General features: G+C 49.2%; 14 protein-coding genes. 7 read left to right on the top strand and 7 right to left on the bottom strand.

What is annotated here, in order from left to right; genetic code table 11:
* Positions 1–78 precede the first annotated feature (78 nt).
* From DBY95_RS06145 to ftsZ, 7 genes are all read left to right on the top strand, one after another.
* Entirely contained in the window at positions 79–1,341 is a 1,263-nt protein-coding gene (locus DBY95_RS06145; protein WP_107723745.1) for an FtsW/RodA/SpoVE family cell cycle protein, read from the top strand.
* Positions 1,342–1,345: 4 nt separating this feature from the next.
* On the top strand, positions 1,346–2,413 hold the full coding sequence (gene murG / locus DBY95_RS06140; RefSeq protein ID WP_063069305.1) for an undecaprenyldiphospho-muramoylpentapeptide beta-N-acetylglucosaminyltransferase: 1,068 nt from the start codon (positions 1,346–1,348) through the stop codon (positions 2,411–2,413).
* A gap of 165 nt (positions 2,414–2,578) precedes the next feature.
* Positions 2,579–3,988: a UDP-N-acetylmuramate--L-alanine ligase gene (murC, locus tag DBY95_RS06135; RefSeq protein WP_070826291.1), complete on the top strand. Its 1,410-nt coding sequence runs from the start codon at positions 2,579–2,581 to the stop codon at positions 3,986–3,988.
* 87 nt (positions 3,989–4,075) lie between these two features.
* Complete coding sequence (locus DBY95_RS06130) at positions 4,076–4,990, top strand: D-alanine--D-alanine ligase (protein ID WP_107723744.1); 915 nt, start codon at positions 4,076–4,078, stop codon at positions 4,988–4,990.
* Positions 4,980–5,699 (top strand): cell division protein FtsQ/DivIB, encoded by a 720-nt coding sequence (locus tag DBY95_RS06125; RefSeq protein ID WP_107723743.1) that lies wholly within the window; start codon positions 4,980–4,982, stop codon positions 5,697–5,699. Before DBY95_RS06130 ends, DBY95_RS06125 begins: the two co-directional genes overlap by 11 nt.
* 74 nt (positions 5,700–5,773) lie before the next feature.
* Positions 5,774–7,027, top strand: a complete 1,254-nt coding sequence (gene ftsA, locus DBY95_RS06120; protein WP_003682483.1) for a cell division protein FtsA — start codon at positions 5,774–5,776, stop codon at positions 7,025–7,027.
* Positions 7,028–7,279: 252 nt separating this feature from the next.
* The gene (gene ftsZ, locus DBY95_RS06115; RefSeq protein ID WP_003682480.1) at positions 7,280–8,479 is read left to right on the top strand and encodes a cell division protein FtsZ; all 1,200 of its coding nucleotides are present in this window, start codon (positions 7,280–7,282) and stop codon (positions 8,477–8,479) included.
* Positions 8,480–8,600: 121 nt separating this feature from the next.
* Here ftsZ and ispH read toward each other — a convergent pair whose 3' ends face one another.
* From ispH to DBY95_RS06080, 7 genes are all read right to left on the bottom strand, one after another.
* Positions 8,601–9,569: a 4-hydroxy-3-methylbut-2-enyl diphosphate reductase gene (gene ispH, locus DBY95_RS06110; protein WP_107723742.1), complete on the bottom strand. Its 969-nt coding sequence runs from the start codon at positions 9,567–9,569 to the stop codon at positions 8,601–8,603.
* Between the two features lie 13 nt (positions 9,570–9,582).
* Positions 9,583–10,089, bottom strand: a complete 507-nt coding sequence (lspA, locus tag DBY95_RS06105) for a signal peptidase II (protein WP_199903867.1) — start codon at positions 10,087–10,089, stop codon at positions 9,583–9,585.
* Positions 10,090–10,237: 148 nt separating this feature from the next.
* Positions 10,238–11,137 carry a glycine--tRNA ligase subunit alpha gene (glyQ, locus tag DBY95_RS06100; RefSeq protein WP_107723740.1) on the bottom strand — a complete coding sequence of 300 codons (900 nt, stop codon included), beginning with the start codon at positions 11,135–11,137 and terminating at the stop codon, positions 10,238–10,240.
* Positions 11,138–11,218: 81 nt separating this feature from the next.
* Positions 11,219–11,401 (bottom strand): DNA gyrase inhibitor YacG, encoded by a 183-nt coding sequence (gene yacG, locus DBY95_RS06095; RefSeq protein WP_003682475.1) that lies wholly within the window; start codon positions 11,399–11,401, stop codon positions 11,219–11,221.
* Positions 11,398–12,018, bottom strand: coding sequence for a dephospho-CoA kinase (gene coaE / locus DBY95_RS06090; protein WP_107723739.1), 621 nt, complete (start codon positions 12,016–12,018; stop codon positions 11,398–11,400). Before coaE ends, yacG begins: the two co-directional genes overlap by 4 nt.
* The gene (locus DBY95_RS06085) at positions 12,018–12,905 is read right to left on the bottom strand and encodes a prepilin peptidase (protein ID WP_107723738.1); all 888 of its coding nucleotides are present in this window, start codon (positions 12,903–12,905) and stop codon (positions 12,018–12,020) included. Before DBY95_RS06085 ends, coaE begins: the two co-directional genes overlap by 1 nt.
* A gap of 1 nt (position 12,906) precedes the next feature.
* Entirely contained in the window at positions 12,907–14,148 is a 1,242-nt protein-coding gene (locus DBY95_RS06080) for a type II secretion system F family protein (protein WP_107723737.1), read from the bottom strand.
* Positions 14,149–14,165 lie beyond the last annotated feature (17 nt).

Here is a 14,165-nt window from a genome sequence, read left to right as displayed (position 1 = left end):
TAATTCATTTTTTCAGACGGCCTCTTGCCCATTAGCAGGCCGTCTGAATATTTTATTCAAGCCGTTACGGATGTTTTCATGATTAGTCTTTCCAAAATGCTTGACCGGCCGATTGCGCGCGATGGTCGGAAGTTTGATGTTTCTCTCTTGTGGATGGTCGTCTTAATGACGGTCTTCAGCCTGATTATGATTTATTCGGCTTCTATTGCGTATGCGGCATCGGAAGGGGGCAGTCAGTTTTCTTTTGTGTCTAAGCAGGCAATGTTTATCCTGTTTACGGTGGCTATATGCTTGCCGCTTTTCCTGCTGAAGATGAGCTTCTGGCGGCGGATTATTCCGTTTTATTTTGCTGTTTCGGGTTTGCTGTTGCTGCTGGTTTTGTTTGTCGGCCGCGAGATTAACGGCGCGACGCGCTGGATTCATATCGGACCGCTCAACTTGCAACCGACTGAATTTTTCAAATTGGCGACAGTCTTGTACTTGTCCAGCCTGTTTACGCGCCGTGAGGAAATGTTGCGCGATTTGGATTCTTTGGGTTGGTCGTCTTTGTTTACCGGTATTGGCGATTTGGTGTGCAGCCCTTTTAAAAGTGAAGCTTGGGTAAGGGTAAAGGAACGCTTCCGCAAGTTTAAGACCTTGATTCTGCCGATTATGTTGGTGGCGGTCGGTTTGGTTTTGATTATGGGTCAGCCGGACTTTGGCTCGTTTGTCGTGATTGTCGTAATTACCATGGGTATGCTGTTTTTGGCAGGTTTTCCGTGGAAGTATTTTGCCGTATTGGTGGCGACCGTTGTGAGCGGTATGGGCTTGCTGATTTTGGCTGCGCCTTACCGTATGGCGCGTGTGGCGGCGTTTTTGGACCCTTGGAGCGATCCTCTGGGTAAAGGCTATCAGCTGACACATTCCTTGATGGCGATTGCGCGCGGCGGCTGGTTTGGCGAGGGCTTGGGTGCGAGTTTGGAAAAACGTTTCTATCTGCCTGAAGCGCATACGGACTTTATTTTTGCCGTTATCGGTGAAGAATTTGGCTTTGTCGGGATGCTAGTTTTGGTGTTCTGCTACGGCTGGCTGGTGTGGCGCGCGTTTTCCATCGGCAAGCAGGCGCGTGATTCGGGCTTGATGTTCAGCGCGTACATTGCCAACGGTATCGGTATTTGGATTGGTATTCAAAGTTTCTTCAATATCGGTGTAAACATCGGTATCCTGCCTACTAAAGGCCTGACTTTGCCGTTTATGTCTTACGGTGGTTCGGCTGTCTTTATCATGCTGGTGTGCATTACTTTGTTATTGCGCATTGATTATGAAAACCGCCAAAAAATGCGCGGTTATTCGGTGGAGTAAAACCATGAGCGGTAAAACTTTTATGCTGATGGCCGGCGGTACGGGCGGTCATATTTTCCCTGCATTGGCGGTTGCCGAGTCGCTGCAAAAGCGCGGCCATCATGTGATTTGGCTGGGCAGTCAGGATTCGATGGAAGAGCGTATCGTGCCGCAATACGGCATACGCTTGGAAACGCTGGCTATTAAAGGTATCCGCGGCAATGGTATCAAGCGTAAGCTGATGTTGCCGTTTACGTTGTATAAAACCGTCCGCGCGGCGCAGCAGATTATTAAGAAACACCGTGTCGAGTGCGTTATCGGTTTTGGCGGTTTCGTTACTTTCCCCGGCGGCTTGGCGGCAAAAATTTCCGGTGTGCCGATTGTGATTCACGAGCAAAACGCCGTAGCCGGTTTGTCCAACCGCCAACTGTCGCGTTGGGCAAAACGTGTTCTGTATGCTTTCCCCAAAGCCTTTCAACATGAAGGCGGATTGGTGGGTAACCCTGTCCGTGCCGATATTGCGGCATTGCCTGTACCTGAAGAACGCTTTGAAAACCGTCAAGGCCGTCTGAAAGTTTTGGTGGTGGGCGGCAGTTTGGGTGCGGATGTGTTGAACAAAACCGTTCCGCAAGCTTTGGCATTATTGCCTGAGGCGGCCCGTCCGCAAATGTATCATCAGTCCGGCCGCAATAAATTGGGTAACCTGCAGGCGGATTATGATGCATTGGGTGTGCAAGCCGAGTGCGTCGAATTTATTACCGATATGGTATCCGCCTACCGCGATGCCGATTTGGTAATTTGCCGTGCCGGTGCGCTGACGATTGCCGAGTTGACGGCTGCCGGTTTGGGCGCATTGCTGGTGCCGTATCCTCACGCAGTGGACGACCATCAAACAGCCAATGCGCGCTTTATGGTGCAGGCTGAAGCTGGTTTACTGCTGCCGCAAACTCAACTGACGGCAGAAAAACTGGCCGAAATCCTCGGCGGATTAAACCGTGAAAAATGCCTGAAATGGGCGAAAAATGCCCGTACCTTGGCACTGCCGCACAGTGCGGACGATGTGGCGGAGGTCGCCATATCCTGTACCGAATAAGCAGGCAGACTTTGTTCAAGGCCGTCTGAAAAGTTGATTAACGGCGTTTCAGACGGCCTTTATTGCTTTTGTTAAAATTCCTTTACAATAAAAGCATAGCGCAGAAGCGGATAGCCCTTTAAAATAACGCTTTTACGCACTAAAAACCAACCGGAACGCAACGTTATGATGAAAAATCGAGTGACCAACATCCATTTTGTCGGAATCGGCGGCGTCGGCATGAGCGGTATTGCCGAAGTTTTACACAATTTGGGCTTTAAAGTTTCCGGTTCGGATCAGGCGCGTAATGCCGTTACTGAGCATTTGAGCGCTCTCGGCATCCAAGTTTACCCAGGTCATACTGCCGAACACGTCAATGGCGCCGACGTGGTTGTTACCTCTACTGCGGTTAAAAAAGACAATCCTGAGGTTGTTGCCGCGTTGGAACAGCAAATCCCCGTCATTCCGCGCGCGTTGATGTTGGCAGAATTAATGCGCTTCCGCGATGGTATCGCTATTGCCGGTACGCACGGCAAAACCACAACCACCAGCCTGACCGCTTCCATCCTCGGCGCGGCAGGACTCGACCCGACTTTCGTTATCGGCGGCAAGCTCAATGCCGCTGGTACCAACGCCCGTTTGGGTAAAGGCGAATACATCGTCGCAGAAGCCGACGAATCCGATGCTTCTTTTCTGTATCTGACGCCGATTATGTCCGTCGTGACCAATATCGATGAAGACCATATGGACACTTACGGCCACAGCGTTGAGAAGTTGCATCAGGCGTTTGTGGATTTCATCCACCGTATGCCGTTTTACGGTAAGGCATTCTTGTGTATCGACAGCGAACACGTCCGCGCGATTTTGCCCAAAGTGAGCAAGCCTTACGCCACTTACGGCTTGGACGATACTGCCGATATCTACGCGACCGATATTGAAAACGTTGGCGCGCAAATGAAATTTACCGTTCATGTTCAAATGAAAGGGCATGAGCAAGAGCCGTTTGAAGTTGTTTTGAATATGCCCGGCCGCCACAACGTCCTCAATGCGTTGGCGGCTATCGGCGTTGCGCTGGAAGTTGGTGCATCGGTTGAGGCCATTCAAAAAGGCTTGCTCGGCTTTGAAGGTGTCGGCCGCCGCTTCCAAAAATATGGCGACATCAAATTGCCAAACGGCGGAACCGCGCTGCTGGTGGACGATTATGGCCATCATCCTGTCGAAATGGCGGCAACTCTGGCCGCCGCACGCGGTGCATACCCTGAAAAACGCTTGGTCTTGGCTTTCCAACCACACCGCTATACCCGTACACGCGATTTGTTTGAAGACTTCACCAAAGTCCTCAATACCGTTGATGCGCTGGTGTTGACCGAAGTTTATGCCGCAGGCGAAGAGCCGATTGCCGCGGCCGACTCCCGCGCTTTGGCGCGCGCCATCCGCGTATTGGGCAAACTTGAGCCGATTTACTGCGAAAACGTTGCCGATCTGCCGCAAATGCTGCTGAATGTTTTGCAGGACGGCGATGTTGTGTTGAATATGGGTGCCGGCAGCATCAACCGCGTTCCGTCTGCATTGGTGGAATTGTCGAAACAATCATAATAAACAGGCATATTGGCCTTTGAGGACAGATAGGTCGTCTGAACAATATTCAGACGGCCTGTATCAGTATTTAAGAAAGTGGAAATTATGCAGAATTTTGGCAAAGTGGCCGTGTTGATGGGTGGCTTCTCCAGCGAGCGCGAAGTTTCGCTGGATAGCGGCGCCGCTATTTTGGCTGCCTTGAAAAGCAAAGGTGTCGATGCCCATGCGTTCGACCCCAAAGAAACCCCGTTGTCTGAATTGAAAACACAAGGTTTTCAGACGGCCTTCAATATTCTGCACGGCACTTTCGGCGAAGATGGCGCGATTCAAGGCGCGTTGGAATTGATGGGTATTCCTTACACCGGCAGCGGTGTGGCCGCTTCTGCGTTGGGTATGGACAAATACCGCTGCAAACTGATTTGGCAGGCTGTGGGCTTGCCTGTTCCTGAGTTTGCCGTATTGCATGACCACAGCGACTTTGATGCCGTTGAAGAAAAATTGGGCCTGCCGATGTTTGTGAAACCTGCCTCAGAAGGCAGTAGCGTCGGCGTAGTAAAAGTAAAAGAAAAAGGCCGTCTGAAAAGCGTTTACGAAGAATTGAAACACTTGCAGGGCGAAATCATTGCCGAACGCTTTATCGGCGGCGGCGAATATTCTTGCCCGGTATTGAACGGCAAAGGCCTGCCGAGCATTCATATTATTCCGGCTACCGAGTTTTACGACTACGAAGCCAAATACAACCGTGACGATACGATTTATCAATGCCCGTCGGAAGATTTGAGCGAGGCGGAGGAAAACCTGATGCGCGAACTGGCTGTGCGTGGCGCGCAGGCGATTGGTGCGGACGGCTGTTTGCGCGTGGACTTTCTGAAAGATACAGACGGTAAACTGTATCTGTTGGAAATCAATACCTTGCCTGGTATGACCAGCCATAGTTTGGTGCCAAAATCTGCAAGCCATACCGGCGTAGATTTTGCTGATTTGTGTATTGAGATTTTGAAGACCGCTCATGTGGGATGATGCAGGCGCACTGGGTCGGCTGACCCGCCGGCTATTGTTGCTGATGACCTTTCTGCTGATAGGTTCGGGCATAGCTTGGCTTTACAATTCCAAATATTTCCCTGTGAAACAGATTGCCATTCAGGGTAAGCTGAAATATGCCTCCAGCAAAGAATTGCAAACTGTTGCACGAGAGCATATCAGGGGTAATATGTTCCGCGCCGATATTGATTCGGCGCAGGCCGCTTTTCAGGAATTGCCTTGGATTGACTCGGCAATGGTACGCCGCCGTTTTCCGGAAACCGTGGAAATTATCCTGACCGAGCGCGTGCCGGTTGCACACTGGCGTGCTGGCGGCTTGGTCGACAGTAAGGGCAATGTGTTTGCCGCAAGCCTGAAACAGGACCTGCCTATATTTGAAGGGCAGCAGGGGACAGGCAAAGACATGGTCAAACATTATGCGGACTTTTCCGGTATTTTGAGTCCGTTGAAGCTGACCATCAAAGAATTGATCTACACGCCGCGTTCGGCATGGCTGCTTGTATTGGACAACGGCATTACCGTGCGCTTGGGGCGTGAAAACGAAATTAAACGTTTGCAGCAGTTTGCCCAGATTTGGCCGTCGCTGCTGCGTAAAAAACAAAGTCGTATCGAGTATGTCGATATGCGTTATAAGGATGGTTTTTCAGTCCGTTACAGGCCGTCTGAAAACCCTTCCGACAGTGAATAGCCGATTAGACGTGAAGCAATCTTGTTTCAAAAATAATCAAACCGTCAGTCAGACAACATAGCGAACGAGCAATTATGGAACAACAACAAAATAAATATATCAGTGCCTTAGACATTGGTACGTCCAAGGTCATCGCCTTAATCGGTGAGATTCGGGAAGATAACGAAATCCACATTGTTGGCTTGGGTCAAAGCCCTTCACGCGGTCTGCGTGCAGGTATGGTGACCAACATTGACGCTACCGCGCAAGCCATTCGTCAGGCGGTAGAAGATGCCGAGCTGATGGCAGATACCAAAATTTCCCACGTCGTCACCGGTATTGCCGGTAACCATATCCGCAGCCTGAATTCACAAGGCGTGGTAAAAATTAAAGATGGCGAAGTATCACAAGCCGACATCGATCGTGCCATCGAAACGGCCAAAGCTATCAATATTCCGCCTGATCACAATATCTTGCATACTGTGGTTCAAGAGTACATCATCGACAACCAGCCAGGTGTGAAAGAGCCTATCGGCATGAGCGGCGTGCGTTTGGATACCCGTGTTCACATCATTACCGGTGCGAACACTGCTTTGCAAAATATCCAAAAATGTATCCAACGTTGCGGCCTGCAAATGGATCAAATCATGCTTCAGCCTTTGGCAAGCGGTCATGCTGTTTTGACTGAAGACGAAAAAGATTTGGGTGTGTGCGTCATCGATATCGGTGGCGGTACAACCGACATTGCGGTTTATACCAATGGTGCAATCCGCCATACTGCGGTTATTCCCGTTGCCGGCGATTTGATTACCAAAGACTTGGCACAAGCCTTGCGTACGCCGCACAGTGCAGCCGAGTACATCAAAATCCATTACGGTGCCGCGATTCCGACTATGGACGGCTTGGACGAAATGATTGAAGTTCCTAGCGTTGGCGACCGTCAATCACGTCAAATTTCACGCCGTGTATTGGCTGAAATCATCGGCCCGCGTGTAGAAGAAATTTTGGAGTTGACGCTGAACGAATTGCGCCGCTCCGGTTTCCCAGAAGAAGTGCTGACTTCCGGTATCGTTTTGACCGGCGGTGCTTCTATGTTGACCGGTATTGTTGAGTTGGCGGAAGAAGTCTTCAACCTGCCGGCGCGTATCGGTGTTCCACAAGAAATGGGCGGCGTATCCGAGCGTATTCGTAATCCACGCTATTCAACAGCGATCGGCCTGCTTCAGACGGCCTATGCTGCCGAAGAGGGTGAGCAAACCAGCCGAACCGGTGCGATTGCACTGAATGATTCAGGCAAAAAAATGGGTCTGTGGGAAAAAATCCAAAGATTCTTCAGAGATAATTTCTGATAAAAGTTTTCAGGGCAGGCGGTGCAGCAACCGTTTGTCCTGAATATTTAAGTGAAATTAAACAGTTTTAAATAATTGCCAAGTGAATAATTTAAAACTTGTATATTTTCTGTTAAAAAATGTAGTAAAAATATAACGCCGACAGCCGAATGGTAAGAAGATTTTTGCCAGTATCTGAATACTTCTTATATAATACGGATAATGAGTTATTTTTGAACCGTCCTTATAAAGCGGGGCGCGGAGGATTATTGAATGGAATTTGTTTACGACGTAGCAGAATCAGCAACGAGCCCTGCTGTTATTAAAGTTATCGGTTTGGGTGGCGGCGGTTGTAATGCCATCAACAACATGGTTGCCAACACTATTCATGGTGTTGAGTTCATCAGTGCCAATACCGATGCGCAATCATTGGCTAAAAACAATGCGGCTAAACGCATTCAATTGGGTACAAACCTGACTCGCGGTTTAGGTGCCGGTGCAAATCCTGAAATCGGCCGCGCTGCTGCCCAAGAAGATCGCGAAGCCATCGAAGATGCCATCCGCGGTGCAAACATGCTGTTCATCACTACCGGTATGGGTGGCGGTACAGGTACCGGCTCTGCTCCTGTTGTGGCTGAAATCGCTAAAGAAATGGGTATCCTAACCGTTGCGGTTGTGACCCGTCCGTTTGCTTACGAAGGCAAACGCGTACACATCGCTCAAGCAGGTTTGGATCAGCTCAAAGAGCGCGTTGATTCCCTAATTATTATCCCGAATGACAAATTGATGACTGCCTTGGGCGAAGACGTGACCATGCGTGAAGCTTTCCGTGCGGCCGACAATGTATTGCGTGATGCGGTTGCCGGTATTTCCGAAGTAGTGACTTGCCCGAGCGACATGATCAACTTGGACTTCGCCGACGTGAAAACCGTGATGAGCAATCGCGGTATCGCCATGATGGGTTCAGGTTTCGCACAAGGTATCGACCGTGCCCGTTTGGCTACCGATCAAGCTATCTCCAGTCCGCTCTTGGATAACGTTACTTTGGATGGTGCACGCGGCGTATTGGTAAACATTACCACTGCTCCTGGCTGCCTGAAAATGTCTGAGTTCAATGAGATTATGCGTATTGTCAACCAAAATGCACACCCTGAAGTGGAATGTAAATTTGGTGCTGCCGAAGACGAGAGCATGAGCGAAGACGCTATCCGTATTACCATCATTGCTACCGGCTTGAAAGAAAACGGTACTGACAACCAACTGCGCGCTGCTGCCCGTACCCAACAATTGGTACGTGGTGCGGAAGAAGCGCCTCAAGCTCAAAGCCAAAGTAGTGCTGAAAGCCTGGTTCGTACCAACCGCAATATCCGTTCTATGAATTTGACTGCGGCTGATTTCAGCAACCAGTCTGTACTGGATGACTTTGAAATTCCGGCTATCTTGCGTCGTCAGCAACATACTTCTGAGAAATAATCAGGATAATGTATGAAAAGACCTGCCTTTAAGGCAGGTCTTTTTTATTAGCAAAATAAACTTAAGGCCGTCTGAAAATTTTCAGACGGCCTTAAGTTTTCAAATAAAGCAAATAACAAGCCTACCCTTTATTGAGAATTTGTTTGTTTTCGCCCTCGCGGCGCAATTCTTTAGGCAAGACAAATACAATGCTTTCTTCTGCACCTTCTCCTTCGCGTATGGTCTCGTGCCCCCAATCTTGAATGGTTTGTAAGACTTCTCGAACTAAGACTTCGGGCGCAGATGCACCGGCAGTGACACCAACCTTGGTTTTGTTTGCAAACCATTCTTTTTTCAGATAGGAAGCATTATCGACCATATAGGCATCAACTCCGCGTAATGCGGCTACTTCACGCAAGCGGTTGCTGTTGGAAGAATTGGGCGAACCGACAACAATTACGATATCGCATTCTTCGGCCAATTCTTTAACAGCAGTTTGGCGGTTGGTTGTGGCGTAGCAGATGTCTTCTTTATGCGGATTACGGATATTGGGGAAGCGTTGGTTTAAGGCCGCAATAATGTCTTTGGTTTCATCTACCGATAAAGTGGTTTGGCTGACGTAGGCAAGTTTGTCAGGATTTTTGACGTTCAGTCCGGCTACATCTTCCACTGTCTCAACCAGAAACATTTTACCCGGAGGCAATTGTCCCATCGTGCCTTCTACTTCGACGTGGCCTTTGTGGCCGATCATAATGATTTCGTAATCTTGCTCATCGAGGCGGGCTACTTCTTTATGGACTTTGGTTACCAGAGGGCAGGTGGCATCAAAAACGCGGAAACCACGTTGTGCCGCTTCTTCCTGTACAGCTTTGGATACGCCGTGAGCAGAGTAAATCAGCGTTGCGCCCTTTGGGACATCCGCCAAGTCATCGACAAAGACGGCACCTTTTGCCCGCAGATTGTCCACGACGAATTTGTTGTGAACGACCTCATGGCGGACGTAAATGGGCGCGCCGAACTCTTCGAGTGCACGTTCAACAATGCTGATGGCGCGGTCAACGCCGGCACAGAAGCCGCGGGGATTGGCAAGGATAATGGTTTTTTGAGTCATGTGTGTTCCGTTTTCAGACGGCCTTTGTGTCGTTTGAAGGTGTTTTTTTGTGCAGCAAACCATCTATTACCAAGCAAACTGCGCCAACGCAGATAAAGCTGTCGGCAATGTTAAATGCGGGGTAGAACCAGTTTTGCCAATAGAAAAGCAGAAAATCGACAACGTGGCCGTGAATCAGACGGTCAATCACATTGCCAATCGCGCCGCCGATAATCATGGCAGCCCCCAGTTTACCCCAGCGGCCAAACTCATCACGCCAGATGGCACGGGCCAAATACAGGCTGATAACGACGGCCAGACCTAAAAAGAAGAATTTTTGCCAGCCGCCTTGGTCGGCCAAAAAGCTGAATGCCGCACCTGGATTATAGGCAAGTGTCAGGTCAAAAAAGTCTGGAATGATATTGAGGCGTTCGCCTTCGGTAAAGTGTTTCAAGATTTCCCATTTGCTCAGTTGGTCAAGAATGATGGCAACGAGGGAAAGTAAGAAAAAGGGCGTTTTTGCAGGAGAGGATGAACTCATGTTTTCAGACGGTTTATGTAGTAAAGGGCTTATTTTACCTGAAAGCAGGCTGGAAGTGTTTGCAATGGCATCGACGTCAAGGCCGTCTGAAAATAGAAACGCCGCCACTTGAATGTATCAAAGGGCGGCGTGGTAAGTATGTGCGGGCTTATTGGTTTTTAAGCAATGGGAAGCCCAGTTTCTCGCGGCTTTCAACGAATTTTTGAGCAACGATACGGCTCAGTGCACGAATACGGCCGATGTAGGTTGCGCGTTCGGTAACGGAAATGGCGCCGCGTGCATCCAAGAGGTTGAACGTATGGCCGGCTTTGAGTACAAGCTCGTAAGCAGGCAGGGCAAGACTGGTGTCCTCAACTGCAAGCAGGCGTTTGGCTTGTTCTTCATAGTCGTTGAATTGGCGCAAGAGCCAATCGGCATCGCTGTATTCGAAGTTGTAGGTGGATTGTTCGACTTCGTTTTGATGATAAACGTCGCCGTAAGTGACGATGTTGCCATCAAGGGTTTTTGCCCAAACGAGGTCGTACACATTTTCCACGCCTTGCAGATACATGGCGAGACGCTCGATACCATAGGTGATTTCGCCGAGTACGGGGGAGCAGTCGATACCGCCGACTTGTTGGAAGTAGGTGAATTGGGTTACTTCCATGCCGTTGAGCCAAACTTCCCAACCCAAACCCCAAGCGCCGAGAGTAGGGTTTTCCCAGTCATCTTCGACAAAACGGATGTCGTGTACTTTAGGGTCGATACCCAATTCGCGCAGTGAGTCGAGGTATAGGTCTTGAATATTGGCGGGAGCTGGTTTGAGCGCAACTTGGAATTGATAGTAGTGTTGCAAGCGGTTGGGGTTGTCGCCATAACGGCCGTCTTTGGGGCGGCGGCTGGGTTGAACGTAAGCGGCAAACCAAGGCTCCGGGCCTAATGCGCGCAGGCAGGTGGCTGGATGCGAAGTACCGGCACCGACTTCCATATCGAAAGGTTGGATAACGGAGCAGCCTTTGTCTGCCCAGTAGTTTTGTAATTTGAAAATAATTTGTTGGAAGGTGAGCATGGTGGATGGAATAGGTTGGAATAAAGAGGGTATTTTACTGTTTTGAGCCTGTTTTGGATAGACTGAAGGAAGCGGCACAGTTTATTTGCCGTCCAATAGGTCTGAAAAGGGGTCGTCTTCCGAAGAAACGGTGTATTTTTCTTGCGCCCATTCGCCTAAATCAATGAGTTTGCACCGTTTGCTGCAGAAAGGACGGTAGGGGCTGTCGGTGTTCCAAACGACTTCTTTATGGCAGGTCGGACATTTTACAACAGGAGCAGTCATGCAGTTTCTTTCAGTGATTGTGCAATGGATTGATAGTATTGATGCAAGCGGGCAACCTTGATTTTTGCTTCTTCCAAGCTATGGGTATTGTCTAATACATCGTCGGCATGAAGCAGTCTGTCAGAGCGAGAAGCTTGGGTTGCCATGATTTGGCGCGTCTGCTCTTCTGAAAAACCATTGCGTTGATGTACGCGTTTGATTTGGACGGACTCCGGAACATCTACAACCAAAATGCGGTCGGTCTCCGCTTTAAATGCCGGATTCTCAATCAAAAGCGGTACATCGACAATGCCGTAGGTGGAGAAGGCAAGTTGTTGTTTCTGCTTTTGGATTTTGTTTAAGATTAATGGCAGAAGCAGGTTTTCCAGTTGTTTTTTGGATTGAGGCCGTCTGAAAACTTCTTCCCGTAAAGCCATACGATTCAGACGGCCTTCATGATCAAAAACCTCATCGCCGAAAAGTTGGCGGATGGCTGGAAGGGCTTCACCGTTTTCAGCGGTCAGTGAACGGCTGATGGCATCGGCATCGATAATGGGTACGCCAAGTTCGGCAAACATTTGGGCAATAGATGATTTGCCGCTGCCGATACCGCCGGTCAAGCCTATCCATAATGTCATTATCGGAATCCTGATTGTACGAGCCACCATTGTACCAGTTGGGTAATAGGTGCATTGGCAACCAAAATAATCCATCCTGCCACAGCAAGGCTGGGACCAAAAGCAAAATATTGGCCTTTGCCGACGCGGGCAATGAGTGCGCCCACCAGTCCGACCAAGGCAGCCATGAAGATCAGAACAGGCAAGATACCTACGCCCAGCCATGCACCGAGCGCGGCCAAAAGTTTGAAGTCGCCATTGCCCATGCCGATTTTACCGGTCAGAAATTTATAGACAGCGCATAAAGTATAAAGGCTCATATAGCCTGCGATCGCACCCCAAACGGCTGAATGCAGGGGTACGAATGTGTCATTCAGATTAAACAGCAGGCCGATCCAAATTAGGGGCTGAGTCAGGCTGTCGGGTAAATATTGAGTATCGGCATCGATAAAGGTCAGCGCAATCAATATGGCAGTCAGAATGAATCCGCCAATAGTCGCCCATGACCAGCCGTATTGCCACGCGACAATACCGAACAAGACGCCTGTCAGTAGCTCAATCAGCGGATAGCGTATGCCGATAGCGGTTTTGCAGGAGTGGCATTTCCCACCCAGTAAAATATAGCTGAGGATGGGGATGTTTTGCCAAAGTTTGACTGGGCTTTTGCATTTTGGGCAGCGTGAATCCGGTTTGCGCAGATTAAATGGCTGTTTTTCTTCATCTGTCAGATCGATGCCCAAATGCTCTTTAGAAAATTGTGTCCATTCGCGTTCCATCATTATCGGCGTGCGATAAATAACAACGTTTAGAAAGCTGCCAATCAGCAATCCCAAAATAACGGCTAAAGGAATGGCGAATGGTGCAAGAACGGAGAGGGCGTCGATGGCAGAGTAAATACTATCAAGCATATCAACCTACGACATTACCCAAGTTAAACAGCGGCAGATACATGGCAATCAGCAAGATACCGATGAGCGAACCCAATACCACCATGATGATAGGTTCCATCAAGGCAGATAAGCGGGAGACGGAGTTGTCTACTTCATCTTCGTAGAATTCGGCTGCTTTGTTCAGCATATCGTCCAAAGAGCCTGACTCTTCGCCGATGGCCGCCATTTGGATCACCATGTTGGGGAACATATCTGTACTTTGCATACTGGATGTCAGTGACAGACCTTGGGTTACCTTGGCGCGGATGTCTTGAGTGGCTTCTTCATAGAGAATATTGCCGGATGCGCCTGCAACTGAATCTAATACTTCCACCAAAGGAACGCCGGCTGCGAAGAGGGTAGAAGTCGTACGCGCCCAACGGGCAATGGTCGCTTTACGGACGATGGTGCCAAAAACAGGCAGTCTCAAAATCAAAGCATCGATTCGTTTTTGGAAAGTAGGCGATTTTTCATGGAGTTTGTACAGACCGAAGGCGGAAACAATCAAAAGGATGATCATAATCCAGCCGTAGTCGACGAATAAATCGGACAAGCTCATGACAAGTTGGGTAAGGCTTGGTAACTCTGCACCCATATTGGCATAAACTTCTTTAAAGGCAGGTAGCACAAACATCATCATGATGAAGATAAGCGCAATCGCCACCACGATAATGGCAATCGGATAGGTCAGTGCGGTTTTGACTTTTTTCTTAATGGCTTGGGTTTTTTCTTTATAGACAGCCAGTTTGTCCAATAGGCTTTCCAGTACGCCGCCGGACTCGCCTGCGCTGACCAGATTGCAATAGAAGCGGTCGAAATATTTTGGATATTTGGAGAATGATTTGCCTAATGCGCTACCTTGTTCGACATCGGAGCGAACCTGCATCAGCATTTCGGTCATGCTCGGATTGGAGTGGCCGCGAGCAACGATTTCAAAAGCCTGCATCAGCGGCAAGCCTGCCTTCATCATCGTTGCCAGTTGGCGCGTAAACACCGTGATGTCTTCTTGGGTAATACGGCGTTTGCGTGCGGTTTTGACTTTGCTGATACGTAAAGGACGAATGCCTCTGCGTTGGAGTTTTTTGCGTGCTTCTTCTTCGTCTTTGGCAACTACTTCACCACGGACAAGACGTTCGGTCTCGGTATTTTTTCCTTCAAATGTAAAACGCTTGCCTTTACTTCTTGAGCTGAACAGACTTCTTTTTTGCTCTGCTTGAGCCATGAGTTATCCCTTGTTAG

Origin of the sequence: Neisseria subflava (assembly GCF_003044935.1) — a bacterium.
GTDB classification, from domain to species: Bacteria; Pseudomonadota; Gammaproteobacteria; order Burkholderiales; family Neisseriaceae; genus Neisseria; species Neisseria subflava_E.
This window is presented reverse-complemented; position numbering and strand designations above follow the sequence as displayed.

Bases quoted from the DNA above. Each gene is read 5' to 3' on its own strand.
- DBY95_RS06145 (WP_107723745.1), top strand. From the start codon at position 79: ATGATTAGTCTTTCCAAAATGCTTGACCGGCCGATTGCGCGCGATGGT.
- murG (WP_063069305.1), top strand. From the start codon at position 1,346: ATGAGCGGTAAAACTTTTATGCTGATGGCCGGCGGTACGGGCGGTCAT.
- murC (WP_070826291.1), top strand. From the start codon at position 2,579: ATGATGAAAAATCGAGTGACCAACATCCATTTTGTCGGAATCGGCGGC.
- DBY95_RS06130 (WP_107723744.1), top strand. From the start codon at position 4,076: ATGCAGAATTTTGGCAAAGTGGCCGTGTTGATGGGTGGCTTCTCCAGC.
- DBY95_RS06125 (WP_107723743.1), top strand. From the start codon at position 4,980: ATGTGGGATGATGCAGGCGCACTGGGTCGGCTGACCCGCCGGCTATTG.
- ftsA (WP_003682483.1), top strand. From the start codon at position 5,774: ATGGAACAACAACAAAATAAATATATCAGTGCCTTAGACATTGGTACG.
- ftsZ (WP_003682480.1), top strand. From the start codon at position 7,280: ATGGAATTTGTTTACGACGTAGCAGAATCAGCAACGAGCCCTGCTGTT.
- ispH (WP_107723742.1), bottom strand. From the start codon at position 9,569: ATGACTCAAAAAACCATTATCCTTGCCAATCCCCGCGGCTTCTGTGCC.
- lspA (WP_199903867.1), bottom strand. From the start codon at position 10,089: ATGAGTTCATCCTCTCCTGCAAAAACGCCCTTTTTCTTACTTTCCCTC.
- glyQ (WP_107723740.1), bottom strand. From the start codon at position 11,137: ATGCTCACCTTCCAACAAATTATTTTCAAATTACAAAACTACTGGGCA.
- yacG (WP_003682475.1), bottom strand. From the start codon at position 11,401: ATGACTGCTCCTGTTGTAAAATGTCCGACCTGCCATAAAGAAGTCGTT.
- coaE (WP_107723739.1), bottom strand. From the start codon at position 12,018: ATGACATTATGGATAGGCTTGACCGGCGGTATCGGCAGCGGCAAATCA.
- DBY95_RS06085 (WP_107723738.1), bottom strand. From the start codon at position 12,905: ATGCTTGATAGTATTTACTCTGCCATCGACGCCCTCTCCGTTCTTGCA.
- DBY95_RS06080 (WP_107723737.1), bottom strand. From the start codon at position 14,148: ATGGCTCAAGCAGAGCAAAAAAGAAGTCTGTTCAGCTCAAGAAGTAAA.